At 59.2% G+C, this 23,972-nt stretch carries 20 protein-coding genes; 4 read left to right on the top strand and 16 right to left on the bottom strand.

The window, feature by feature from the left end:
- Positions 1–37 precede the first annotated feature (37 nt).
- The gene (locus tag NLU14_RS17180; protein ID WP_275708780.1) at positions 38–1,045 is read left to right on the top strand and encodes a DUF2156 domain-containing protein; all 1,008 of its coding nucleotides are present in this window, start codon (positions 38–40) and stop codon (positions 1,043–1,045) included.
- On the opposite strand, the gene murI is transcribed toward NLU14_RS17180, so the two are convergent.
- Both murI and nudC read right to left on the bottom strand, forming a co-directional pair.
- A complete protein-coding gene (gene murI, locus NLU14_RS17175; protein ID WP_275708778.1) occupies positions 1,023–1,877 on the bottom strand; it encodes a glutamate racemase in 855 nt (284 codons plus the stop codon). The two genes, NLU14_RS17180 and murI, sit on opposite strands and share 23 nt — an antisense overlap.
- Positions 1,874–2,713: an NAD(+) diphosphatase gene (gene nudC / locus NLU14_RS17170; protein WP_275708776.1), complete on the bottom strand. Its 840-nt coding sequence runs from the start codon at positions 2,711–2,713 to the stop codon at positions 1,874–1,876. The genes murI and nudC overlap by 4 nt, the downstream gene beginning before the upstream one ends.
- A 142-nt stretch (positions 2,714–2,855) precedes the next feature.
- Here nudC and plsB point away from each other — a divergent pair, with 142 nt between their 5' ends.
- Positions 2,856–5,324 carry a glycerol-3-phosphate 1-O-acyltransferase PlsB gene (plsB, locus tag NLU14_RS17165; RefSeq protein ID WP_275708774.1) on the top strand — a complete coding sequence of 823 codons (2,469 nt, stop codon included), beginning with the start codon at positions 2,856–2,858 and terminating at the stop codon, positions 5,322–5,324.
- 18 nt (positions 5,325–5,342) lie between these two features.
- Here the strand turns inward: plsB and NLU14_RS17160 are convergent, their stop codons facing one another.
- From NLU14_RS17160 to ppc, 7 genes are all read right to left on the bottom strand, one after another.
- Positions 5,343–6,152 (bottom strand): class I SAM-dependent methyltransferase, encoded by an 810-nt coding sequence (locus tag NLU14_RS17160; RefSeq protein ID WP_275708772.1) that lies wholly within the window; start codon positions 6,150–6,152, stop codon positions 5,343–5,345.
- Entirely contained in the window at positions 6,152–6,514 is a 363-nt protein-coding gene (locus NLU14_RS17155) for a UDP pyrophosphate phosphatase (protein ID WP_275708770.1), read from the bottom strand. The genes NLU14_RS17160 and NLU14_RS17155 overlap by 1 nt, the downstream gene beginning before the upstream one ends.
- An 86-nt stretch (positions 6,515–6,600) precedes the next feature.
- A complete protein-coding gene (locus NLU14_RS17150; protein ID WP_275708768.1) occupies positions 6,601–7,398 on the bottom strand; it encodes an undecaprenyl-diphosphate phosphatase in 798 nt (265 codons plus the stop codon).
- 33 nt (positions 7,399–7,431) lie between these two features.
- The gene (gene tsaB, locus NLU14_RS17145) at positions 7,432–8,127 is read right to left on the bottom strand and encodes a tRNA (adenosine(37)-N6)-threonylcarbamoyltransferase complex dimerization subunit type 1 TsaB (protein ID WP_275708766.1); all 696 of its coding nucleotides are present in this window, start codon (positions 8,125–8,127) and stop codon (positions 7,432–7,434) included.
- A gap of 4 nt (positions 8,128–8,131) precedes the next feature.
- Positions 8,132–8,785 (bottom strand): adenylate kinase, encoded by a 654-nt coding sequence (gene adk / locus NLU14_RS17140; RefSeq protein WP_275708764.1) that lies wholly within the window; start codon positions 8,783–8,785, stop codon positions 8,132–8,134.
- A 220-nt stretch (positions 8,786–9,005) separates the two neighbouring features.
- Positions 9,006–10,376: an HDOD domain-containing protein gene (locus NLU14_RS17135; RefSeq protein ID WP_275708762.1), complete on the bottom strand. Its 1,371-nt coding sequence runs from the start codon at positions 10,374–10,376 to the stop codon at positions 9,006–9,008.
- Positions 10,377–10,400: 24 nt separating this feature from the next.
- Positions 10,401–13,046, bottom strand: a complete 2,646-nt coding sequence (gene ppc / locus NLU14_RS17130; RefSeq protein WP_275708760.1) for a phosphoenolpyruvate carboxylase — start codon at positions 13,044–13,046, stop codon at positions 10,401–10,403.
- A 101-nt stretch (positions 13,047–13,147) separates the two neighbouring features.
- On the opposite strand from ppc, the gene NLU14_RS17125 reads away from it, so the two are divergent.
- Positions 13,148–13,381: a hypothetical protein gene (locus NLU14_RS17125; protein ID WP_275708758.1), complete on the top strand. Its 234-nt coding sequence runs from the start codon at positions 13,148–13,150 to the stop codon at positions 13,379–13,381.
- Positions 13,382–13,460: 79 nt separating this feature from the next.
- On the opposite strand, the gene NLU14_RS17120 is transcribed toward NLU14_RS17125, so the two are convergent.
- From NLU14_RS17120 to cysM, 5 genes are all read right to left on the bottom strand, one after another.
- On the bottom strand, positions 13,461–13,805 hold the full coding sequence (locus tag NLU14_RS17120; RefSeq protein ID WP_275708756.1) for a pilin assembly protein: 345 nt from the start codon (positions 13,803–13,805) through the stop codon (positions 13,461–13,463).
- Between the two features lie 128 nt (positions 13,806–13,933).
- Positions 13,934–14,791 (bottom strand): nucleoside triphosphate pyrophosphohydrolase, encoded by an 858-nt coding sequence (gene mazG / locus NLU14_RS17115; RefSeq protein ID WP_275708754.1) that lies wholly within the window; start codon positions 14,789–14,791, stop codon positions 13,934–13,936.
- Positions 14,788–17,025: a GTP diphosphokinase gene (gene relA, locus NLU14_RS17110; RefSeq protein WP_275708753.1), complete on the bottom strand. Its 2,238-nt coding sequence runs from the start codon at positions 17,023–17,025 to the stop codon at positions 14,788–14,790. Before relA ends, mazG begins: the two co-directional genes overlap by 4 nt.
- Positions 17,026–17,083: 58 nt before the next feature.
- Complete coding sequence (gene rlmD / locus NLU14_RS17105) at positions 17,084–18,421, bottom strand: 23S rRNA (uracil(1939)-C(5))-methyltransferase RlmD (RefSeq protein WP_275708752.1); 1,338 nt, start codon at positions 18,419–18,421, stop codon at positions 17,084–17,086.
- Between the two features lie 36 nt (positions 18,422–18,457).
- Complete coding sequence (gene cysM / locus NLU14_RS17100) at positions 18,458–19,351, bottom strand: cysteine synthase CysM (RefSeq protein WP_275708751.1); 894 nt, start codon at positions 19,349–19,351, stop codon at positions 18,458–18,460.
- 246 nt (positions 19,352–19,597) lie between these two features.
- On the opposite strand from cysM, the gene NLU14_RS17095 reads away from it, so the two are divergent.
- Complete coding sequence (locus tag NLU14_RS17095; protein ID WP_275708876.1) at positions 19,598–22,483, top strand: ATP-binding protein; 2,886 nt, start codon at positions 19,598–19,600, stop codon at positions 22,481–22,483.
- A gap of 18 nt (positions 22,484–22,501) precedes the next feature.
- Here NLU14_RS17095 and pdxJ read toward each other — a convergent pair whose 3' ends face one another.
- Positions 22,502–23,251 (bottom strand): pyridoxine 5'-phosphate synthase, encoded by a 750-nt coding sequence (gene pdxJ, locus NLU14_RS17090; RefSeq protein ID WP_275708750.1) that lies wholly within the window; start codon positions 23,249–23,251, stop codon positions 22,502–22,504.
- Positions 23,241–23,969, bottom strand: coding sequence for a DNA repair protein RecO (recO, locus tag NLU14_RS17085; protein WP_275708749.1), 729 nt, complete (start codon positions 23,967–23,969; stop codon positions 23,241–23,243). Before recO ends, pdxJ begins: the two co-directional genes overlap by 11 nt.
- Positions 23,970–23,972 lie beyond the last annotated feature (3 nt).

The following is a 23,972-nucleotide window of genomic DNA, read 5'->3' as shown; positions in this document are numbered from 1 at the left end:
ACGCCGGCTCTAAAACAATAAACGGGGGAGTTACACAATGTCAGACCAGATCCTTTCACTCGACAGTATTAGCTCACTGGAAGAAGGCGCCTTTACCTTCCCCGAGCGAATCAGTTACCTGAAAAAGTACGGCACCCACTCCCAGTCCTTTTCGACACTGCAACCGGGAATGCAGTACTTCGATGTTCCCGGCATGGGTTATCTGGCGTATATGCGCAAGTGGGGAGGCACTTTTGTGCTGTCGGACCCGGTCACCGCGCCAGAGCACTTCGAGACTATTCTGGAACAGTTTCACCAGCGCTTCCCCAACGCCTGCTATATCCAGGTTTCCAAACCGGTGGTGGACTACCTTTACCGCCGCTTTGGTCTGTTCGGCACACAGTTTGGCAGCGAATCCCGAATCAGCCTGAAAAACTGGTCATTGAGCGGTAAAAAGAAGCAAATCCTGCGCACCGCCCTTAATCAGGCCGAGAAGAACGGCATTACCGTGATGGAGCGCTTCAGCGATGACCACACACGGGAAATTTCCGATGCCTGGATTCGCACCCGCAAGTGCAAGAGTAAGGAAATTCGTTTCCTGATTCGCCCCATGGAAATGGAATATCGAGAGAACGAGCGCCATTTTTACGCTTACCAGGATGGCAAGGCGGTGGGTTTTATCTACTTTGACCCCATCTATCGCAACAACGAGATTATCAGCTACGTACCCAATATTTCACGGGCCAATGCAGACTTTCGCCAGGGTATTTTCTACACCCTGATGGCCCATGCCATGAGCGAATTCAAGGCCGAGGGCGTGCCCTACCTGGACCTGGGTCTCATCCCCCTGTCTCTGGACCAGGCGACTGAACACCAGGAAAGCCGGCTTTTGAAGCGCATTATGCACGGCCTGTATCAGCGGGGTAACTTCCTCTACAACTTCAAAGGGCTGGAATTCACCAAGTCGCGTTTCCGCGGTGACAATTTCAAGACCTATTGCTGCCACCGCCGATCATTACCAGCACTGGAATTCCTGGCCATGTTCAAACTGACCCGGCTGCTGTAAAACCTGCTGCCGGCACAGGCCAGTGCCCCCGGGTTCTGACAGCACCCAGCCCCAGCCGCTCCATGAAGGGTACGGCACCCTCGGGCGTGTCACCGGAAAACAGGGCCGCATCAACCGGCTCGCCTGCATCGCTGGCGTTTGATAACAGGCTGTCCAGAGGATGTCCCTGCTGATCAAGCCACCAGGCCGCCCGGCGGGCAATCGCTTCCCCGGAATCAACCCAGTGCTTTACCTCTGGCAGGTGGCGCTGCAACAGATCTTTTATCAGGGGGTAATGGGTGCAACCGAGTACCACGGTATCCACACCGGCATCCCGGAACGGCTGCAATGCCCTGGACAGCGCCTGCTCAGGGACCGGCGTACCGGTGACCAGGTTCTCGATCCACTGAACCAGGTCAGGAACCCCCAGCCGCTCAACCGCACAGTCACTGGCAAATTCGTTGATCAGATCGTTAAGGTAGGGGCGCCGGACAGTGGCAGGGGTTGCCAGCACACCGATACGGCGATTTTCAGACACTGCGGCGGCCGGCTTTACCGCCGGGACCACACCAATCACCGGCGTTGGTGTCATCGCGCGCAAATGCGGCAGCACCACCGTACTGGCGGTATTGCAGGCCACCACGATCACATCGCAGGGAAGCTCTGCCAAGGCCTGACTGATCAGCGACTGGCTACGCTCGATCACCACCGATTCCGGTTGTCCGCCGTAGGGGAAGCCCGCATTGTCGGCCAGGTATACCAGCCTCACCCCCGGCAGTTTCCGGTGGATACAGTCTGCGACACTCAACCCGCCGACACCGGAATCAAAGACCAGCACCCTCGGCGTTGTCATGGCCGCGCTCCCTGCCCTTCAGCTTCCTTCACCCCTTCAATCTCCTTCACCATGGCCTGAATCAGGCTTCCGGATATGGTCGTCACTGGCGGAACCGGTGGCATGTCTCCGGGCAGGAACCAGTCTGCCTCCGCAATTTCGTCTTCCTGCAGAACCAACTCGCCACCGGCGTAATCCGCAAAGAAGCCGAGCATCAGTTGGTGGGGGAAAGGCCAGGGCTGGGATGAGTGGTAGCGGATTCCGCTGATCTCAAGACCGGTCTCCTCTTTCACCTCCCGGGCAACGGCTGCCTCGACATTCTCACCCGGCTCTACAAAACCCGCAATCAGACTGAAGAAGCGGCGCTTCACCCGCGACGAGCGCGCCAGCAACATCCGGTCATCACGGCGGATAACCACAATCACACAGGGGGCCACTCGCGGATACCACGGAATGCCGCAGGCTTCACACCACTTTGCCCGCTCCAGCGGGTGTAGGCCGGTCACTTCTCCACAGCGGCCACAGAACCGGTGATCCCGCCACCACTGGTGAACCTGAAACGCCGTGCCCAGCATTTCCGCAGGCGCGTCCTCCATCATCAGGATGGCTTCCCGCAAGGGCACTGGCTCGGCTGACCCTGCCAGGGCATCCGCATCAGCCTCGGCGACGTACACGGGCTTCTGGTCCAGAAGGCCAACATAAACCGGGCCGGTATCGCCGCGTACAAACGGAGAAACCTGTTGCCAGGGCCTCAGCCAGCCGTTATCAGGCTTCAGTACCGCATCACCGGCAATGGCCAGCACAAAATCGTTGTTGCCGGGCCCTTTTGGAGACCAGCCGGGTGTCCATAACGTCATATTCCGGATCCAGAAGCTATTATAAAAGCACTGTCGGAAATGTATCACAGCGGTGCAACACAACAGAACGGCCGCGCGGCTTTCCGCACCGTGCGCAACCAAGTAAACTTAGCGCCTGTTTTGTGAACCGGAGCGACCATTTATGCGTTTTTTCCTGGGCCTTCGCAGCCTGATCCTGACCCTTTTTCGCAAGATCCTGTTTTTGTGGGTCCGGACAGACGTCAGCGGTAACAGCACGGAAGCCCTGGGAGTGGACCCGGAAAAGCCGGTTTGCTACGTACTCCAGTACAGTTCGCTTTCCAGCCGCCTGGTGCTGGAACAGGAAGTGCTGAGAGCCGGCCTGCCCGGTGCCGAATCCTCACTGCCGGTCAAGAATGGCCCCAACCATTCGTTCTTTTTCCTGTACCGCCGGATTGGAGGGCTGTTCCGGCGCCGTCAGACCCCCGTTCCCACCAATGAATTCCGTGCACTGGTTCGCTACGGCCTGGAACACCCGGAACAGGATGTGCAGATTATCCCCGTGTCGCTGTTCTGGGGGCGCTCACCAGACAAGGAAAGGTCGCTGGTCAAGCTGCTGTTATCCGACACCTGGTCGGTAGCCGGACGGTTGCAGAAATTCCTGATCATCATGGTTCACGGTCGCAGTACCTACGTGCAGTTTAATCAGCCCCTGTCCCTGCGGCAGGTGATTGATGAATACCGCCACAGCGAGGAACGCGCCAACCGCAAACTCGCGCGGATTCTCCGCACCCATTTCCGCCGCGTGCGCCAGGCGGTGCTTGGCCCGGACCTGTCCCATCGCCGCACGCTCGTCGGCGGCCTGGTTCGTACCCAGGCGGTCAAGGAAGCCATCCGGGAAACGTCCCGCAAGGACGACATTCCTCCGGAAAAGGTTCGCGCCAAGGCCTACAAGTACGCGGATGAGATCGCCGCAAACATGTCTGTTGTTACCATCCGTGTCCTGGAAGTGGTGCTGTCCCGACTATGGAACCGTATCTACAACGGCATTGCCATCAACAACATCCGGGTTGCCAAGGAAGTGGCCCAGGACAACGCCGTGGTCTACGTTCCCTGCCATCGCTCCCACATTGACTACCTGCTGCTGTCCTATGTGCTCTATAAAAACGGGCTGATGCCGCCACACATTGCTGCGGGCATCAACCTGAACATGCCCCTTGTCGGCCCCATTCTGAGGCGTGGCGGCGCCTTCTTCATGCGCCGCAGCTTCCGCGACAATCCGCTGTACGCCACTGTGTTCAACGAATACATGCACGTGATGTTCTCGCGGGGCTACTCCGTTGAATACTTTGTTGAAGGCGGGCGCAGCCGCACCGGACGCATGCTGCAGCCAAGGCCCGGCATGCTCTCGATGACCGTGCGCAGCTACCTGCGCGACCATCGTAAGCCGATCGTGTTCGTGCCGGTGTACATTGGCTACGAGAAGGTGATGGAGGGTCGCTCCTATCTTGGTGAATTGCGTGGCAAGAAAAAGCAGAAAGAAAGCATCTTCGCAATTGCCAAGACAGTTCGGAAGCTGAGCAATTCTTTTGGCCGGGTAGCCGTCAACTTTGGCGAGGCCATCCCCCTCGCCGACGTGCTCGATGAAGTGCATCCAAGCTGGAAGGACGAAGCCTATGATCCCGATTATCGCCCACACTGGCTCAACAACGCCGTGTCCGAACTGTCCAATCGGGTGGCGTCTCACATCAACGCATCGGTAGCGGTCAACCCCATTGGCATGACGGCCACAGCCTTGCTCGGCACCGACCGCCTGGCCATGGATGAGGGCCAGCTTATCCGCCTGATGGACCAGTATGCGGACCTGTTGAAAGCCTTCCCCTACGCCGAAACCATTACCCTTCCGGAAGGCAGCGGCAAGGATTGGGTCGACTACTGCGAAAACATGGGGCTGATCACCCGCCAACCTCAAAAACTGGGGGACATCATTGCGCTGGAAGGCAGCAACGCCATCCTGATGACCTATTACCGCAACAACATACAGCACCTGTTTGCGTTGCCATCACTGATTGCCAGCCTGTTCGAGAACAAGGACTCCCTGCGCCGGGACAAGATTGAATTCCTGGCCAGCGTGGCCTACCCCTACCTCAAGTCGGAACTGTTCCTCAAATACGATACCGAAGAGATCGCCGGGGTGATCAACCAGTGGATTGATGTCCTGGTTTCCAAGGGGCTGTTGTTCGAGGAAGAGGACGACCGGATCAGCCGCCCGGAGGAAGGCACCGACGCCATGCTGCGCCTGCGGGTGCTGTCCCGGTTTATCATCCAGACCCTGGAGCGCTATCACATCGCCATCGGCATCCTGCGCAAGTACGGCTCCGGCAAAATCACTGCCGGCGAACTGGAAGAACAGAGCACCCTGCTGGCGGAGCGCATGTCGATCCTGTTTGGCCTGAACGCCCCGGAATTTTTCGACAAGACCCTGTTCCGCAACTTCATTGCCAACATGCAGCACAACGGGGTTATCACCACGGATGAGAACGGGTTGCTGTGTTATAGCGAAGGTCTGGATGAAGTGGCGGAAGATGCAAGGCTGGTGCTGAGCGTGGAAAAACGCCAGGCCATCCAGCAAGTCACCATGCTCGGGGCCTGATTGCCCTCACAAGACCGATTATCCGGTGGGCAGCGCCTTGATGGAATAGACGTCATAGCGGCTGCTCTTACCCTCGATACGGGTGGTGGGCTCCGGGCCGCTGACCGGTTCTGCCTTGCGGGGGCGCTTGACCACGACCCGGTAGGTTGCCACGGCCAACGCCGCTGACAGCAGCTCTGGTGAGTCATCGTCATCACCCACTACGGTACGGAAGACCTGCATCTCTTTTTTCACCAGCGCTGACTTGTCGCGGTGGGGGAACATGGGGTCCAGGTAGATAACGTCCGCGGCGCCCGCCCCGGCCTGTGCCAGCCAGTCAATGCTGTTACCCGGCTGCAGCGCCATGCGGGCAACCAGGGGTGCGCTCTGTTCGTTCATGGCCGCCCTGGCAAGGCCATCACTGAGCAATGCGTGAATGGCTGGCGACCGCTCGAAAAGGGTTACCCGGCAACCGAGGGAAGCCAGTACAAACGCATCCTGCCCAAGACCGGCAGTCGCATCCAGAACGTGCAGAGGCTGCCGGGTTTTCTGCAGGCCAACCGCCTTTGCGATTAGCTGGCCGGTCCCGCCACCATGCTCCCTGCGGTATCCCGCCTTGCCGGTAACGAATTCCGACCTGACCGGCCCCGGGGCCCCCTTGCCAGTCAGTTGCAGGCCCAGGCCGTTCTCGTCCGAAAACAGCAACACCGGGTACTCCCGCACATCCCGGGGCCGAACCTTACCCAGAAAAGGCAATGACAAAGCTTCCGCCAGTGATCGCGCAGCGTGAAGATCCCCGAGGGGACTACAGGCAACCGCCAGCCCGGACAGGTTGTATTCAGGGAGCATCAAACCAGGATATCAATACCGGAAAGACCGGCATCAGCAACATCGCCGCGGGCAGCCACATCGGCAAACGTAGACAGGGCTCGGGAAGTATTCAGAGGGATTTCATCGGCGCGAAAACGCTCCAGGCGTACATCTTCTGCTGCCTGACGGGCCTCGATCCGGCGTTCCAGTGACTCGGCCGAGGGAACCGGCCGCTGCTCGGCATTGGGAGAACGAGCGTCGGTGAGATCCCGGCGTACCGACTGGCTGTCGTTATCCGGTGCGGACGCGGGCGCGCGAGCCACATCACTGCGCTCGCGGACCGGGCTATTGTTGCCGGACTGGAAAGGAAGACCGCTGTTCGGGTTAACACCACCAATCATTCAGGACACACCGGATTAGAGGACTACTGAACACGGATTATGGAAGATCCCACACTAATTTTAAAGCAAATCGATCAATTTTTATCCTACCAAAGCATGAAAAGCAGCAACACACCCAGCACCATGCGATAGATCACGAACGGCATGAGGCCGAGGCGCTCCAGGAATGTCAGGAACAGGTGAATACAGATCACCGCACTGACAAAAGACAGCGCGGCACCCAGAGCGATGGCGGCCCAGTCGGTTGCGCCACCCTGCCCGACCAGTTCCAGGGTTTTCAGCAGGCCAGCCGCAAGGATGAGGGGGATGGATAACAGGAAGGAAAACCGCGCAGCCGCCTCCCGACCAAAACCGAGAAACAATGCCGCGGTAATGGTGATTCCGGAACGGGACGTACCGGGAATCAATGCCAATGCCTGCGCCACACCTATGATCAGTGCGTCTTTCATGGTCAGGGCCGGAAGCTCCCTGTTGCGGCGACCCACGGCATCGGACCACCACAGCACCAGGCCAAAGCCAATGGTTGATACCGCAATCACCAGCCCGGAGCGCAAGGAGGTTTCAATGAAATCATTGAGCAACAGGCCCGCCAGCCCCGCCGGAACGGTACCGGCAATCACTGCCCAGGCAAGGCCACTGTCCTGCCCCACACGGCCACGGACGGTATCCCCGGCCCAGGCAGCGGTAAGGCGAAACACCTCACTGCGGAAATACCAGACTACAGCGGCCAGGGTGCCCACGTGGACAGCCACATCGAATGCCAGCCCCTGATCCGGCCAGCCAAGTACCTGTGAAGGAAGGATCAGGTGGGCCGAACTGCTGATCGGAAGAAACTCCGTCAGCCCCTGTATAATGGCCAATACAATAATTTGCCACAGTTCCATGGGCAGTGATTCCGGGTGGTAGCAAGGAGGTTGTCAACGGCCGGGCAATTTCTTCCAGGCCACTTCATCACGAATATAAACCGGTTGCGCCTGTTCGGCCGCTACGCCAGCACCCGCGCGGAACGCCCGTGCAGCGATTCCCGCGACTCTGGAGGCCCTCGGCACCAACGTGTCGTCAATCGTTTCCATGGCTCCAGTCACGCCCTTGGGGAAGCCCTCTCTCAGACTCCAACCCTGGCCAACCCCAAACCAGCGGGAAACACCCGGCGCCAGGGTAACCGACCCGGGGGTACACACCTGTTCGCCCCCCATCAGCTCCGGCTGGCCGCCGCGACAGACATAGTTGGCCCAGTAGACCTCTCCCATGCGGGCATCAAATGCCACCGCCAGGCCGTCGCCATCCGCCAGGTTCTGCTGCGCGATCGCATCCTCCGCAACCGCTGCCAGGGAGGAAACCGGAATGACAGGAATATCGAGGCCATAGGCCAGGCCCTGGATAACGCCAGTGGCGATACGAAGACCGGTGAAAGAACCCGGCCCACAGGCAAACGCCAGCGCGTCCAGGTCCGCCGGCACCAGATTCTGTTCTGCGAGAAGCTCGCGGATCATCGGCATCAGCAGGCGGGTGTGGCCCCTGGGAGCCAGTTCAAACCGCTCCGCCACGCTATCGTCCACCAGCAGGGCCGCCGAGCAGCCCTCCGATGAGGTATCCAGTGCCAGTAGTTTCACGGGGTTACTTCAGTTGGGTAAGGATCTGGTCGCGAATGTCATCCAGGCTACCTACACCTTCAACACGCACATATTTCGGGGCGGCTGCGGGATCTTTCTTCGCCCAGTCCTGATAGTAGCCGACCAGCGGTGCAGTCTGCTCGTGATAGATTTTCAGGCGCTTGCGAACCGTCTCTTCCTTGTCGTCCTCACGCTGGATAAGCGCGTCACCCGTATCGTCGTCCTTGCCTTCGGTCTTGGGGGGATCGTACTTCACATGATAGATACGACCGCTGCCTTCATGCACACGACGCCCGGACAGACGGCTTACGATTTCCTCGTCATCAACGGCAATTTCAACCACGTAATCGATCACGATTCCCTGGTCTTTCAGGGCTTCGGCCTGGGGAATGGTGCGCGGGAAGCCGTCCAGCAGGAAACCATTCTTGCAGTCCGACTGCTTAACCCGCTCTTCGATCAGCGCAATGATAATGTCATCAGACACCAGGCCACCAGAGGCCATCACTTCCTTGACCTGCTTGCCAAGCTCTGACTCGGCCTTCACCGCCGCGCGCAGCATGTCGCCGGTGGAAATCTGGGGAATACCAAACCGTTCAGTGATGAACTGGGCCTGCGTACCCTTGCCTGCGCCTGGCGCGCCTAACATGATGATTCTCATAACGCTGTGCTCCCGTTGTAGTCATTATCATTTGAAAAGCTGTGGCAAAACCCCGCGGCTTTGCGACAGCTTCTCGGCAGCAACGAGCCTGCAGCCCCTGCCAAGGAAGGCGCATTATACGAACTCAGCCCCCTCATAGAAAGTGGACCTCCGTAGCATGCACCAAAAGGTTACATCAGGCTGTGGGCCACTACCCCGTAGGGCCCAGGGTGAAAGGGTGTCAGGATGACAGGGAAAGCGCCAGTGCGTCCAGATCTCCGGAAACGCTGTCAATCTCGTCGCTCAGACTGATGACATCCTCATCCGAAAGCCCAAGGGGGGATGCCAGGGAGGACAGGTCGTCCGGGTTAAATTCATCCCCGATGCCCTTTTCTTTCAACAGCCCGTTGGCCAGTTGAACCATCAGCACATAATTTTCATGCTCGCCATGATAGCCATCCTGCTGGTGCATGCCGGCAGCTTTCACCACCGGATCCGGCAGCTCCCACAAACGGTGCAGGATACCGCCAATGGCACCATGGCCGACCGCCAGCATCTGCTGGTCGTTACCGGCACCAAACACCTGCTGCTCCAGAGAGTGCATACTGGCTTCCGGATTGGCTTCGCGCAGGGTATTCAGTTCCTCGAACTCCTGGGGAAACAGGTGGCCAATCAACAGCAGACCAAAGTTGTGAAGCAATCCACACAGGTACGCCAGGCCCTTGTCGGAGTTGCACTTGGGCGCCATACGTTGACACAGGAAGGCACAATACAGCGAGTGCCGCCAGAACTGGTCCATACCCAACATGCCATGGCGGGGCACTTCGAAAGCCCGCACCGAGACAATGCCCAGCGCAATGTGTGCCACGCGGTCAAAGCCGAGAACCCGTGTTACCGCTTCCTGAACGGAATTGATCTGGCCGGGGTAATTGAACAGTGCGGAACGGGCATAGCGCATGATCTGGGCTGTGAGGCTGGGGTCGAATTCAATCAGTTCCGCCAGTTCCCGCGCCGTGGCTTCGGTATTGGCGGTTAGCCTGAGGAGGCGCAGCGCCAACGCCGGCATGGGCGGCAGGCGATACAGTTTCTGCAGCTTGTCGGCCACTTCTTCCAGTGTCAGGGCCTCGCGCTCTTCATTGTTCTGCCCACGGATTACCAGGTGCCCCTGTGTCGCATCGGCCAACGCCCTGGCCAGCGAAGTACGGTCCAGCTCCAGCAGGGTGTTGTCGGTACCGCAGCACATCAAGGTGCGTGGGTAGCCTAATACATCTTCGTCTACCAGAACCGGTATGTCATAGGCGGCCCCGACTGGGGGCTGAAAGCCCGGATCGCAGTCTGCGAAAAGCCGGGCAGACTGACGAGCAGTCAGCGGTTGCAGGCGCCTGCCGGTCAGCTTGAACACCAGCTCCATGTCCAGGCTTGTGTTATATCCATGGACAGCCATGACCACACCGCTAATATCAATCAATGGTGTAGCCCGGATAAACTCGTCCTGGGGCCGGGCGGATGCCATAACCGCGGCATCAAAGTTGAGCACCTGATCGATTGCCAGTTCCCGATATGCGATGCCCTTTCGAGTCAGAAAGCGCTCCAATCTTGCCGCTAACGCCACGGCTCTACTCCTGTTTTTTGTTTACTAGCCAGTATTACGCATGCCAGCCGAGATACCCGCCATAGTGACCTTCAGGGAACGTTCTACCCTGTCATGCACTTCACCCTTCCCTTCACTTTCGCGGTCGCGCTTCAACAGTTCGGCTTGTAGATAGTGTAGCGGGTCAGTATACGGATTGCGTACACGCATGGAATGGGCAAATACAGGTTCCTGTTCCAGGAGTGTGTCCTGCTCTTTCAGTTCCAGCAAGTGGCGGATACAACCCTGCAGGCGTTCGCGCAGGTCTTTGCCCAGTGCCAGCAGCTTCGGATCATCTACCAGTGTCTGCTCGTAATAGCTGGCAATTCGCAGGTCGGATTTTGCCAGTACCATCTCCAGCATATCCACGTAGGTTTTAAAGAACGGCCATTTTTGCATCATTTCCCGCAACACCGGCACACGGTCATTGCGGAAGGCTTCCGCCAACGCCACGTCACTGCCCAGCCAGCTTGGCAGCATCAGGCGCATCTGGGTCCAGGCGAAAATCCAGGGAATAGCCCGCAGGCTTTCCACGCCGCCGCCGGGTTTGCGACGTGCAGGGCGGCTGCCCAGGGCGAGTTTGCCTAGGGCCTGCTCGGGAGTGACCTGGCGGAAATAGGGCACGAAATCCGGGTTATCCCGAACCACGTCGCGGTAGGCTTTCAGGGACCGCTCCGTCAGCCAGTCCATGACTTCACGCCATTCCGGCTCGGGGCCACGAGGTGGCGCCAGGGTGGCTTCCACCACGGCGGTGGTGTACAGCGTCAGGCTCTGTTCCGCCAGCCGGGGCAGGCCAAACTTGAAGCGGATCATTTCCCCCTGCTCGGTAATGCGGAAACTGCCGTTGACCGACCCGGGAGGCTGGGACAGGATTGCACGATTGGCGGGGCCGCCACCACGGCCAACGGTGCCACCGCGGCCGTGGAACAGTGTCAGGTGGACCCCGTGCTGGTTGGCCACTTCGGTGAGCTGTTCCTGGGCCTGGTACTGGGCCCAGGCCGCCATCATCTGGCCGGCGTCCTTGGAGGAGTCCGAGTAGCCGATCATTACTTCCTGGCGGCCCTCGCAGTACTCCCGGTACCAGTCCACATTGTAGAGTGCCGCCATGCTGTCCGGGGCACCACGCAGGTCGTCGAGGGTCTCAAACAGCGGCACCACCCGCATCGGGTTCTTCATACCCGCTTCGCGGAGAAGCAGTATCACGTTCAGCACGTCCGAGGGTTTGCTGGCCATGGAGATAACGTAGGAACCCAGGGCCTCCGGTGTCTGTTGCGCCACCACTTCACAGGTTGCCAACACCTCGGCGACTTCTTCCGAGGGCTGCCAGTTTCTGGGAACCAATGGGCGCCGGCCCTTGAGTTCGCGCACCAGGAATTCCTGGCGTTCCTGTTCCGACCAGGACAGGTAATCCCCCATCCCGAGGTAATCCACCATTTCGGCAACGGCCTCGGCATGGCGGGACGCTTCCTGGCGAATATCAAGACGGATCAATGGCAAGCCAAAGGTATGGGCCCGGCGGATGGTGTCCAGCAGCGGGCCATTGGCGATGGTTTCCAGGCCGCAGTCCACCAGGGAGCGGTAACACAGCTCCAGGGGACCGGTGAAATCTTCATTGGCAAACAGGATATCGCTTGAGTCCGCTGGCTCGCCGGCGACGCTGGCTTCGGCCCAGTCGCGGGTTTTGATCAGCTTCTCCCTCAGGCCGGCCAGCACATGTCGATAGGGCTCGCGGGTATCGCCGGCGACCTCGCGCAGTTCGTCACTGGCCTGCCACATGGACAGCTCCGCGCGCAGGGACTGGATATCCCTCAGGTAGAGGTCGGCGGCCATCCAGCGGCCGAGCAGAAACACTTTGCGGGTCACTTCGTGGGTAACATTGGGATTGCCGTCGCGGTCGCCCCCCATCCAGGAGGCAATGCGGATGGGCGACGCGTCCAGCGGCAGCCCCTTCCCCGTGGCGTCGGAAAGCGACAGGTCAAGGCTCCTGAGGAAGCGCGGCAGGGCCTGCCACAGGCTGTTCTCGATAACGGCAAATCCCCACTTGGCTTCATCGACCGCCGTGGGGCGCTCATGACGAATCTCGTCCGTGTGCCAGGCCTCGGTCACCAGTTGTCCCAAACGATCCACGATCTCTTCACGCTCCGCCGGCAAGAGATCTTCGTGATCCAGGCGCGAAAGGCAATCGGACATTTCATCGTATTTCATGATCAGCGTTCGGCGCGCCACTTCCGTTGGGTGCGCGGTGAGCACGTATTCAATGCGCAGATCCGCCACTCTCCGATGCAGTTCTTCCGGGCTGACGCCACCTTGTTTGAGCCGCTCGAAGACCGCTTCCAGGGATTCCACCATGAGATCGGACTGGTGGCCACGCTTGCGGCGGATACCGTGATACTGCTCGGCAAGGTTGGCAAGGTTGAGGAACTGGTTGAAGGCACGGGTTACCGGTAGCAGCTCATCATCACTGAGCTCACCCAGCAAATTGACCAGGCGCTGGCCGGAACCGCTTTCCTGACGGCGGTCGGCCTTGGCGGCCGCACGCACTTCTTCAATCCGTTCATAACAGTCCTGGCCAGGGTGGCGCCGGATACTTTGTCCCAGCAACTCACCCAGCATGCGAACATTTTCTCGGAGTTCGGGGTGTAGCTCGGTCACATTGATGTCCTTTTAAATTGACGGAGGCGAAGTAAACTTACGATACTATTTACTCTTAAAGCCTTTCTAACGATTAAAGCCCGTGGCCGCAAGGAGTATTCATGAAAGTAACCGATCTGCCCAAACACTGGGAAAGCAAGAAAGAACCCGTCGAGCGGAGCCACGACTACAATCTCCGCTTGCCGCTGGAAGACGCCGCACGCATAGCGGCGCTGGCCGAACTTTACCCGGATCGCTCAGAGAGCGATATTCTGAATGACATGATCGGCGCCGCACTGGACGACCTGGTCAGGCTGAGCCCGTTGAAGGACAAACTGGAAGGCAAGGAGAAATAAGCGGGGGCACTTGGCTGCGGGGTGGCCAAACCACCCCGTCGACTACAGCAGGTCTATCACTGTCAGGCGCGTGGCCTGATCAGGCAACCGATTCCAGTTGGCGCGCCTTGAGCTTCTGGATATGTTTCTGGCTGAGGCTGATGAAGCGCGGGGTCATGCCCTGGTCTTCATAGATTTCGAAGCCATCCTCGTCGAATGCGACAACCTTCGAACCCTGGACATACGGAAAACTGGTTTCCAGTTCATCAAGGGCTGCGGAGATCAAATCCCGCATCAGATCCTGGGAGGATTTCATCGGATACAGCGCGGCCAGCTTTTCCAGCCGCTTGTGATGCTGGTCAGAGAGAGCGGCAAAATACGCATCGCGGGTCAGCCGACCACGTGCATGCTTGTCCCAGTAGTTGACCAGATCTTTGATTTTCATGGTGCCTTCACTCCTGCATCTTCTTGGTGGCCCACGAACCGCACAAATACAGTGCGCCCGTAACCGGAAGTGTAAACGAAGCGACCGCACCAGGGGCGGAAATATTGGTAACGGATTGTACTTATCCGTTACTTTTTACGAGTTTTTTCAACCCCTTTGACGGCTTGCCAAACTGCATCCAGTGCTTCCAGCGATTCGCCATCCATATCACGGCCTTCGCGTTCGAGGTGTTCCTCAATAGCACGGAATCGCGCCTCAAACTTGTGGTTGGTGCTATTAAGGGCCTGCTCCGGGTTAACCTTCATGAAACGTGCCAGGTTAACGCAGACAAACAGCAGGTCACCCAGTTCATCCTCCACCGCCTCCGCCGGACCAGCGCCGGAACTCGCGTCATACCAGGCTTTCTTCAGTTCATCGATCTCTTCATGAAGCTTGTCGAAGACCGGCTCAACCTCTGGCCAGTCAAAGCCATGATTGGCCGCCCTGCGCTGAAGTTTCTCGGCACGCACCATTGCGGGGAGTGTTCGGGCGATGCCATCGAGCCTGCTCGCCGGCTCCGAACCTGCCGGTGCTTCCGGTTCTGCGGCCCGTTCTTCCGCCTTGATGCGCTCCCAACTGGCCTTGATTTCGGCCTCACCAGGACGATTATCCGGGTCAATGCGGCTTTCCAGGGTGCCATCGGGAAACACGTGGGGATGACGCCGCACCAGTTTGCGCACCAGGTTATCCACCACCGAGTCAAAATCGAAATGGTTGTCCTCTTTCCCCATCTGGCTGTAGAAGATCACCTGGAACAACAGGTCGCCCAACTCATCCTCCAGGTGCGGATAGTCCTCCCGGTCGATGGCATCGGCAACCTCGTAGGCCTCTTCAAGGGTGTGGGGCACGATGGTCCTGAAGCTCTGACGGGTATCCCACGGACACCCGGTCTCCGGATCCCGGAGCCGTGCCATCAGGGTTTTCAGATCGTCGATGGTATAGCTCATGAGCGCTTGCGCCTGACGTCGATGATGTTGGGCAGGTTACGGATCTGGGCGAGCAATCGGGCCAGTTGGTCGAGACTGGAGATTTCCACCGTTACTGTCATGGTGGCGGTATTCTCATCCTTGTTGGACATGGTATTCAGCGCCAGAACATCGCTTTTCGACGACGACAGCACCTGAGTGATATCCCGCAGCAACCCGGAACGGTCGTACGCTTCGATCTCCACATCCACCGGGTAAACCGCCACGGGCTGCCCGCCCCAGCTCACCTCGATAATCCGGTTGGGCTCGAATTCCTTGAGGTTCAGGAAGGTGATGCAGTCCTGCCGATGCACGGTCACGCCCCGGCCAACGGTGATGTAACCACCGATGGGATCACCGGGCAACGGTTTGCAACACTTCGCCACCTGGGTCTTGAGCTTGCCGACGCCCCGGATCTGGATATCCGACTCGGTATCGTAGGGCTTGCGCCGCTGGGTGCTGAGCTTCAGGTCCAGCTGTTCGGATTTCGGCTCCAGCATCTGCTGGGCAATGTTGGCGACATGGGTCGGCCGCAGATCACCGGCGCCCACCGCAGCAAACATGTCCTCTGTGCCCTGGCAATTCACCTTGTGAGCGAGGTCGTTGAGGTCCACCTCGTAAAGCGACAACCGTCTGAATTCATCCTCCAGGATCGCCCGGCCATCAACAATGTTGCGGTCGCGGTCCTGCTGTTTGAACCAGTGGGTCACCTTGGCCCGGGCGCGGGAGGTCTGGATATAGCCCAGGCTGGGGTTCAGCCAGTCGCGGCTCGGCGCCTGGTTGTTGGAGGTGAGGATGGAAATCTGGTCGCCGGTTTTCAGGGGATAGGTTAGCGGCACGATGCGGCTGTTAACCTTGGCACCACGGCAGGCATGGCCTATCTCGGTGTGCACCCGGTAGGCAAAGTCCACCGGTGTTGCCCCCTGGGGCAGGTCCACCACGTGGCCCTCCGGGGTAAACACGTAGACCCGGTCGGAGGTGACATCGGACTTGAGATGGTCCGCCAGCCCGGACAGATCACCCAGCTCTTCCTGCCATTCCAGGACCTGCCGCAGCCAGTTGATCTTGGCGTCGTACCCCACGGAGCGGTTGCCCTTGTCCATGCCCTTGTAGAGCCAATGTGCACATACGCCGAGTTCCGCTTCCTCATGCATGGCATGGGTGCGGATCTGCACTTCCATCACCTTGCCTTCGGGGCCGATAACGGCGGTGTGCAGGGACTGGTACCCGTTCTCCTTGGGGTTGGCGATGTAATCGTCGAACTCATTGGGGATATGGCGCCAGAGCGTATGCACGATACCGAGCGCGGCATAGCAGTCGCGCACTTCCGGCACCAGGATGCGTACCGCGCGGACATCGTACACCTGAGAAAAATCAATGCCCTTGCGCCGCATCTTTCGCCAGATGCTGTAGATATGCTTGGCACGGCCGGACAGTTCGCCTTCGATACCGGAGGCCACCAGCTCTTCCTTGACCGTGGTGATCACGCGCTTGATGTAGCTTTCGCGATCCAGCCGTTTTTCGTCCAGCAGCTTGGCAATCTTTTTATAGGCCGACTCATGCAGGTAGCGGAAAGACAGGTCTTCCAGCTCCCACTTGATGTGACCGATACCCAGGCGATGGGCCAGCGGCGCGTAGATATCAAACACTTCGCGAGCCACGCGCATGCGCTTTTCTTCAGGAGCATTTTTCACCGCGCGAATGGCACAGGTGCGCTCTGCAAGCTTGATAAGCGCCACCCGGACATCGTCGATCATGGTGACCAGCATCTTGCGAACGTTGTCGAGCTGGCCTTCGGTCTGGCCAAGTACATTGCCCTTGAGGGGATGGTGAATGGACGATATCGCCGCCATTTGTTGCACGCCATCAATCAGCCTGGCCACTTCATCGCCGAATTCCTTGCGGATTTCTTCCAGGGGAATACGCTCTTCCCGCACGGCCCGATAAAGAATCGCCGCAACCAGGCTGGTCTGGTCAAGATGCAATTCCACCAGCACCTGGGCCATTTCGATACCGGTACGGAAACTGCTGGCGCCCGGCGCCCAGACCCGGTCCTCTCGCACCGCCTGAAAATCAATGGCAGCGGCCTTTTCACAGGCCCGCCGGAACTGTTCAGCATTCTCAAGATGCGTCTGTGATTCGATTTGACGAACCCAGCGTTCGATATCAACCTGGCCGTCACCCGTCACTGCATAGTCTTCGCGGACTTTTACCATATCGCTCTTGTTCTTCCTGGTCGCTCACCCGGCCATCCATGCCCGGTCCCGTGATGCATCAATTATCCACGCGTTCGAACATCGCCATGGATTCAACATGTGTGGTATGCGGGAACATGTCCATAACACCCGCCCTTACCAGCCGATAACCGTTGCGCACCATAACCCCGGCGTCCCTGGCCAGCGTGGCCGGGTTGCAGGACACATACACGATCCGCTTTGCGCCGAATGCCGTCAGGTATTCACAGACTTCCTGTGCTCCGGTACGGGGCGGATCAATCAGGATCTTGTCGAAGCCTTCCGCCGCCCAGGGTTGCGCGGTGAAATCCGCCTGCAGGTCAGCACCGTGGAATGCGACATTCGATAGCCCGTTGAGTTCCGCGTTTTCACGCCCGCGAACCACCATGGCATCATCGCCTTCCACACCCACCACCTGGCCGGCACGGCGGGCCAGCGGCAGGGTAAAGTTCCCCAGACCGCAGAAAAGGTCCAGAACCCGCTCCCCAGGCTGGATATCCAGCCATTCCACGGCCCTGTGTACCATGTTGCGATTGATGTCTGCATTGACCTGGGTAAAGTCCATGGGATGAAACTTCATGGTCAGGTCAAATTCATCCATCCGGTAGGCCAGCCTTTCCTCGCCGGACTCCGGCCAGATCCTGTGCACGGTCTCCGGCCCTTTCGGTTGCAGGTAGATATGCAATTCATGGGCCTGACCAAAGCCGATCAGGGCGGCAGTGTCTGATTCGCTTAACGGGTCCATATTACGGAACACCATCGCGGCTTCGTTGTCACCACAGGCGACCTCCACCTGGGGTACACGCCGGTAGGCCTCCAGACCATGGAGCAGCTCCCGCAGCGGCACAATGCGATCACCAATGCGTGGATCCAGAACCACACAGCGGTCGATGTCAGTCAGGAAGCTGTTGCGCTTTTCGCGGAATCCAACCAATACCGATTCCCGCGCCGGTACATACTTTACGCCCAGGCGCGCCTTGCGACGATAGCCAAGTGCGGGGGAGCGCATGGGGGCCACCCACTCCTCCGGCTCAATGCCCCCGAAGTGGGCAAAATGTTCCCGCAGGGTGTCTTCCTTGAACCGGATCTGGGCATCACCGGCCATGTGCTGGAGGCTGCAGCCACCGCAGAGGTCCGCAAAATCGCAGGGTGGTGTCATGCGGGCTTCATCCGCTTCGAGCACCTCTACAGCCCGCAGCTCATCAAACTTGCTGCGTGAGCTGATGAATTTGGCCATCACTGTTTCGCCAGGCAGGGCGCCGTCGACGAACTGGGCCTTGCCGTTGTCGCGGGCTATGCCCCGGCCATCGTGACTGAGGGTTTCCACCACACAGCGCACCGGTTCTACTGGCAGGGCCTTCCTGCGTCTTCTGCTCATAGGAACTTCTCTTGCTTGGTTCGGGTGTCGATGGATTCAGGCGCCTGGAAACACGCCAGTGGACAGGTAACGATCGCCCCGGTCACAGATAATGGCCACGATCACCGCGTTTTCAACCTGGGCGGACAGCTTCAGTGCCGCGGCAATGGAACCGCCGGAGGAAACACCGCAAAAAATACCTTCCTGACTGGCCAGTGCGCGCATGGTGTCCTCGGCTTCCTGCTGACCGATATCCATCACGGTATCCACACGGGTGGCATCGAAGATTTTCGGCAGGTACGGCTCCGGCCAGCGACGGATACCGGGGATAGAGGCCCCTTCCCGCGGCTGCAGGCCGACAATCTGTATGTTCGGGTTGCGCTCCTTGAAATACCGGGAGACCCCCATAATGGTGCCGGTAGTACCCATGGAACTGACAAAGTGGGTGACGCGACCGGAGGTCTGCTCCCAGATTTCGGGGCCAGTGGTACGGTAGTGGGCCAGGGGGTTGTCCTGGTTGGCGAACTGGTCGAGAACCCTGCCCTTGCCTTCCGCCTCCATCTGCTGGGCGAGATCGCGGGCCGTTTCCATGCCCTCTTCCCTGGTGACGGTCACAATCTCCGCGCCATAGGCGCGCATGGACGCCCGACGCTCCTCACTCATGTTGGCTGGCATGATCAGCACCATGCGATAGCCCTTGATGGCCGCGGCCATCGCCAGGGCAATACCGGTATTCCCGCTGGTGGCCTCGATCAGTGTATCCCCCGGTTTGATCTCGCCCCGGCGCTCTGCTTCCTGGATCATGCTGATGGCAGGACGGTCTTTCACCGAGCCGGCGGGATTATTGCCCTCAAGCTTGGCCAGAATCACGTTGCTGGTTTCGCCCGGAAGCCGCTGCAGGCGGACAAGGGGCGTATGCCCTACATAATCTTCTATGGTCGGGAAATGCATGCTGTAATCTTCCTCATTCTTCCGGAACCCGCCGCCAGCCATTGAAGCCGACAACACAAGCCTGTGGTACACTCCGGATTCGCATGATACGCGGAATAACCGCAGTCTCCCAATACAGCTTCTCGCTATATCCATGACTGCGGGCTATATCCGGGAGTGCCATCACGGCCAGACTGCGTGGAATCAACTATTCTGACAGGGAAGAATGCCGGGCATCGGGCCGGCGACGTCAATCGGGAACTCACTATGCGGCGCTGGGGCATACGCAAAAAAGTACTTGTGGTGACACTCGTCCCCACCCTTCTGACCACACTGATGCTGGGGCTTTTCTTTACCTACAGCTGGGTCAACAACATTGAAAACCTGCTGCAGGACCGGGGTGAATCCCTCTCCCGCCAGCTCTCGGCCGGCTCCGAATATGGCCTGTTCACCGCCAACCGAAGCCTGCTCAGCAGCCTGTCCAACGCCCTGCTGGAAGAACAGGATGTACGTTCAATCACTTTCTTCGACAGCGAGCACAACCGGCTGCTGCACACCGGCCCGGGCAGCTCCGATGACGTCCGCAAGGAAGCACTGACCGGCGAGGAGGCGTTGCGGATTACCCGTCCCGACAGCACGATATTCGTCACACCGGTCTACCTCCAGGACCTGATGATCGAAAGCATGCTGGACCCGGACTCCCGCCAGAATGTGGGTGCCGGCAAAAAACCGATCGGCTGGGTGACCGTGGAGATGTCCCACGTTCGCACCGAGAAGGAAACCTACAAGGCGCTGTTGATTTCCCTGTTGCTGGTACTGGGTGGCGTACTCCTCAGCCTGGTCATTGCGCTGCGCCTGAGTCGGGCTTTCACCGATCCGGTCTTTGAACTCAACGAAGCCGTGGCCAAGCTCAAGGAAGGCAAGCTGGACACCCGCGTCTACACCGGCGCCGGCCCGGAATTCGAGCAGTTGGAGTCCGGCCTGAACGCCATGGCGGGGGAACTGAGCAAGGCCCAGGCCGAAATGCAGCAGAATATTGACCAGGCCACGGAAGACCTGCGGGAAACCCTGGAAACCATCGAGATCCAGAACATCGAACTGGATTTTGCCCGCAAGGAAGCGCTTGAAGCCAGCCGCATCAAGTCGGAATTCCTGGCCAATATGTCCCATGAGATCCGCACGCCGCTGAACGGCATCATCGGCTTTACCGAATTGCTGCTGAAAAGCCCTCTGCCCCGCCAGCAGCGGGACCACCTGAGCACCATCCGCAAGTCATCGGAAATACTGCTGACCATCATCAACGACATCCTCGACTTCTCCAAGATCGAAGCGGGCAAGCTGATCCTGGACCGGATTCCGTTCCAGCTCAGGGACATTGTCGAGGAAGTCATGGTGATGCTGGCCCCTGCGGCCCACAGCAAGAACCTGGATCTGGTGCCACTGGTCTACAACGATGTGCCGGATAACATCATGGGTGACCCGCTGCGGGTAAAGCAGGTGATCACCAATCTGGTCAACAACGCCATCAAGTTCACCCAGACCGGTGAAGTGGTGTTGCGCGCCAGCCTTGAGGAAGAAGACAAGGAAAGTAATCGGATTACCCTGCGGTTAAGCATCACCGACTCCGGCGTCGGGCTTTCCCGGGCCCAGCAACAGTCCCTGTTCAACGCTTTCAGCCAGGCTGACGCCTCCACCGCCCGGCAATATGGCGGCACCGGGTTGGGGCTGGCCATCTCCAAGCGCCTGGTGGAAGAGATGGGCGGCAAGATCGGGCTCGAAAGTGAGCTCGGCAAGGGTTCGACTTTCTGGTTTACCCTCACCTCGGAACTGTCGTCGACCGGCGAGGCCATCGCACCGAAGGATGCCCTGCGAGGGGAACGGGTCATCTATCTGGATCAGCAGAAAACCACCGGCCTGGCCGTTGAGCACATGCTGCGGGATTGGGGTATGACCGTGGACAAGGTCTCGTCGCCGGGCGCCATGCAGGAGCAGATAGAGGAAGCCCAGAAGGAACAGTCCGGTTACGCCGTTGCGGTGATCGGCATTACCCGTCACTTGCTGAATTCCAGCCAGTACTGCTCGCTGGTGAGAACCCTGGAGCTTGAGCGGGATTGCCGCACACTGCTGCTGACCCCCACCCTGGAAACCCACGACACGCCACTCTCGGGACTGACCAGCGGCCACCTGACCAAGCCGGTGTGCCGTGACTCTCTGTACGATGAACTGTTGCTGCTGGTGCACGGTATTAGCAGCCGGCAACGACAGTTACCCGATCATTCCCATTCGATCGGCCGGGAGCCGGTTCACCAGACAGGCCGGGTACCCAGGGTACTGGCCGTGGACGATAATGATGCCAACCTGAAGCTGGTCATGACCCTGCTCAATGACTGCCGCATCGAGGCCGAGGGCGCCACAAGCGGATTTGAAGCCCTTAGCAAGGCCCGCCAGAAGCCCTTTGACCTGGTCTTCATGGACCTCCAGATGCCCGGAATGGATGGCGTTGAAACCACCGAAAGGCTACGGAGCCTGGACGGCACCAGCCACCGCACACCCATCATCGCGCTAACGGCCCACGCCCTGTCTGATGAACAGGACCGCCTGATTCAACAGGGTTTTGATGGCTACCTGGCCAAGCCCATCAGCAACAGCCAGTTGATCGACATCATTCAGGAATACACCGGCTACACCTGCAGCCCCGGGCACAGCGGCGAACACCTGCAAGTTCCGGAAGTTCGCGATACCCGCCGCTCGGTTCGCCCGTCAACCCGGAAAAAGCAACCGGACTGTGTGAGTGTGGCCGAGAGCATACAACTGGCTGCAGGGAAGGCCGATCTGGCCGAGGAACTGTTCAGTATGCTGGTCGAACAGATCCATACCGATATCGAGCGGATACCGGAGCTCTGGGACGGGGGCGACATGGATGAGTTACTGGAATGTGTCCACAAGCTGCATGGTGCCACCCGCTACTGCGGTGTGCCGGAACTGAGGGCGGCCGCCAACCAGTTGGAAACCGCACTGAAGTGCGCTTCAGCGGATACCGAATACCAGAAAGATCAGTTGCTTGTGGCCATGGAGCGCCTGCAGACCTGGAGCGAGCAGACCGACTGGCAACAATTGTTCAGGCAGCAGAACCAGCAGGCGACCGTGGATTGAAGTAGGGGCGCAGGCCGGTTACGCCCGCGCGCTTTCGAGAATGGACTTCATGTCTTTTACAGCCTCCTTCAGCCCGGTAAACACGGCCCTGGCAATAATGGCATGGCCAATGTTGAGTTCGTTGATGCCGGCAATGGCCGCCACACGCCTGGTGTTATGGTAGTGGAGGCCGTGACCGGCGTTGACTATCAGCCCTTTTTTACGGGCGTAGTCCACAGCCTCCAGCAGCGTACCAAATGCAGCATCAGCGGCCTGAGGATCAGCGGCTTCCGCGTACTCTCCCGTATGCAGCTCCACAACCGGCGCGCCGCATCTCACCGCGGCATCAATCTGTGCCACATCCGGGTCTATAAACAGTGACACCTCCGCTCCGATCCTCGCCAGCCGGTCGCAGGCTTTTGCCACCCTCGCTTCCTGACCTTCCACGTCCAGGCCGCCTTCGGTGGTCAGTTCCTCGCGTTTCTCAGGCACCAGGCACACGCATTCCGGGCGCACCTGTTCGGCAAAGGCCAGCATGGCGTCGGTAACGGCCATTTCCAGGTTCATCTTGGTGGTGAGGATTTCTTTCAGCAGCAGCACATCCCGGTCCTGGATGTGGCGACGATCTTCACGAGGATGAATGGTAATACCGTCAGCGCCCGCCTCTTCCGCGAGGATCGCCGCCTGTACCGGATCCGGATAGCGGGTTCCCCTGGCCTGCCGCAATGTGGCGACATGATCAATATTCACACCCAGTAATACTCTGGGGTTCGTTGCGCTAGGGTTCATTGCGGTCTCCTCGATGATGACTGAACAGGCTTCTGCTGTGGAGGGGTTTACCCTGCAACAGGTAATCCACCAATACCCTCGTTACCCGCTTGGCAACACGCCGGCACTCAGCCGAATCAAGGTCTCCGGAAGCAAGAGCCAATAGCGTGGCACCAGACAGATTTTGCAGCCTGACCCCGGGGGATGGCATGGCGAGAACCCCCTGCTCCGGATCATAGCAATAAAGCTCCCCTGCCTCGACCGCCTGCCCGGTATCGGTGGCCTGGTCCCAGGCGAAATCGTAACCCAGCTCGGCGGCAAAGGATTGCTCAAAACGACGCAGGACCGGCTCCACGTCGCTGGCTTCCGACAACTCCGCAATCACATCAATGTACGAGGCAAACAACCGGGGATGAGGGTCGGCCATGGGCAGCAGGCGCTGTAGTAACTCGTTAACGTAAAGGCCGCTGTAAAGGGAAAGGGTGCGCTTCAGCGAGGGGCCGCTGCGGACATCTGCCTGGGTCAGGGTTTTCAGGTCGCTGCGCCCGGCCCAGTCCAGCAGCAATGGCTGGAACGGTTGCAGTTGCGCCTTGAGCGGGCTTTTTGCGCTATTGCCGCCACGGGCGATAACGGTTAGCCGGCCCGCATTGAGCGAAAAGATATCCACCATCAGGCTGGTTTCGCGCCACGGACGGCGGTGGAGGACGTACGCGGGCTCCTGCTGCATTGGCCCTGTCATAAA

The organism is Marinobacter iranensis (assembly GCF_029207565.1).
In the GTDB taxonomy this organism is placed as follows: Bacteria; Pseudomonadota; Gammaproteobacteria; order Pseudomonadales; family Oleiphilaceae; genus Marinobacter; species Marinobacter iranensis.
The sequence above is the reverse complement of the archived record's forward strand: the minus strand, read 5'-3'. Positions and strand labels throughout refer to the sequence as shown.

Coding starts and splice junctions, on each gene's coding strand:
- NLU14_RS17180 (WP_275708780.1), top strand. CDS start 38: ATGTCAGACCAGATCCTTTCACTCGACAGTATTAGCTCACTGGAAGAA.
- murI (WP_275708778.1), bottom strand. CDS start 1,877: ATGACAACGCCGAGGGTGCTGGTCTTTGATTCCGGTGTCGGCGGGTTG.
- nudC (WP_275708776.1), bottom strand. CDS start 2,713: ATGACGTTATGGACACCCGGCTGGTCTCCAAAAGGGCCCGGCAACAAC.
- plsB (WP_275708774.1), top strand. CDS start 2,856: ATGCGTTTTTTCCTGGGCCTTCGCAGCCTGATCCTGACCCTTTTTCGC.
- NLU14_RS17160 (WP_275708772.1), bottom strand. CDS start 6,152: ATGCTCCCTGAATACAACCTGTCCGGGCTGGCGGTTGCCTGTAGTCCC.
- NLU14_RS17155 (WP_275708770.1), bottom strand. CDS start 6,514: ATGATTGGTGGTGTTAACCCGAACAGCGGTCTTCCTTTCCAGTCCGGC.
- NLU14_RS17150 (WP_275708768.1), bottom strand. CDS start 7,398: ATGGAACTGTGGCAAATTATTGTATTGGCCATTATACAGGGGCTGACG.
- adk (WP_275708764.1), bottom strand. CDS start 8,785: ATGAGAATCATCATGTTAGGCGCGCCAGGCGCAGGCAAGGGTACGCAG.
- NLU14_RS17125 (WP_275708758.1), top strand. CDS start 13,148: ATGAAAGTAACCGATCTGCCCAAACACTGGGAAAGCAAGAAAGAACCC.
- NLU14_RS17120 (WP_275708756.1), bottom strand. CDS start 13,805: ATGAAAATCAAAGATCTGGTCAACTACTGGGACAAGCATGCACGTGGT.
- mazG (WP_275708754.1), bottom strand. CDS start 14,791: ATGAGCTATACCATCGACGATCTGAAAACCCTGATGGCACGGCTCCGG.
- relA (WP_275708753.1), bottom strand. CDS start 17,025: ATGGTAAAAGTCCGCGAAGACTATGCAGTGACGGGTGACGGCCAGGTT.
- rlmD (WP_275708752.1), bottom strand. CDS start 18,421: ATGAGCAGAAGACGCAGGAAGGCCCTGCCAGTAGAACCGGTGCGCTGT.
- cysM (WP_275708751.1), bottom strand. CDS start 19,351: ATGCATTTCCCGACCATAGAAGATTATGTAGGGCATACGCCCCTTGTC.
- NLU14_RS17095 (WP_275708876.1), top strand. CDS start 19,598: ATGCGGCGCTGGGGCATACGCAAAAAAGTACTTGTGGTGACACTCGTC.
- pdxJ (WP_275708750.1), bottom strand. CDS start 23,251: ATGAACCCTAGCGCAACGAACCCCAGAGTATTACTGGGTGTGAATATT.
- recO (WP_275708749.1), bottom strand. CDS start 23,969: ATGACAGGGCCAATGCAGCAGGAGCCCGCGTACGTCCTCCACCGCCGT.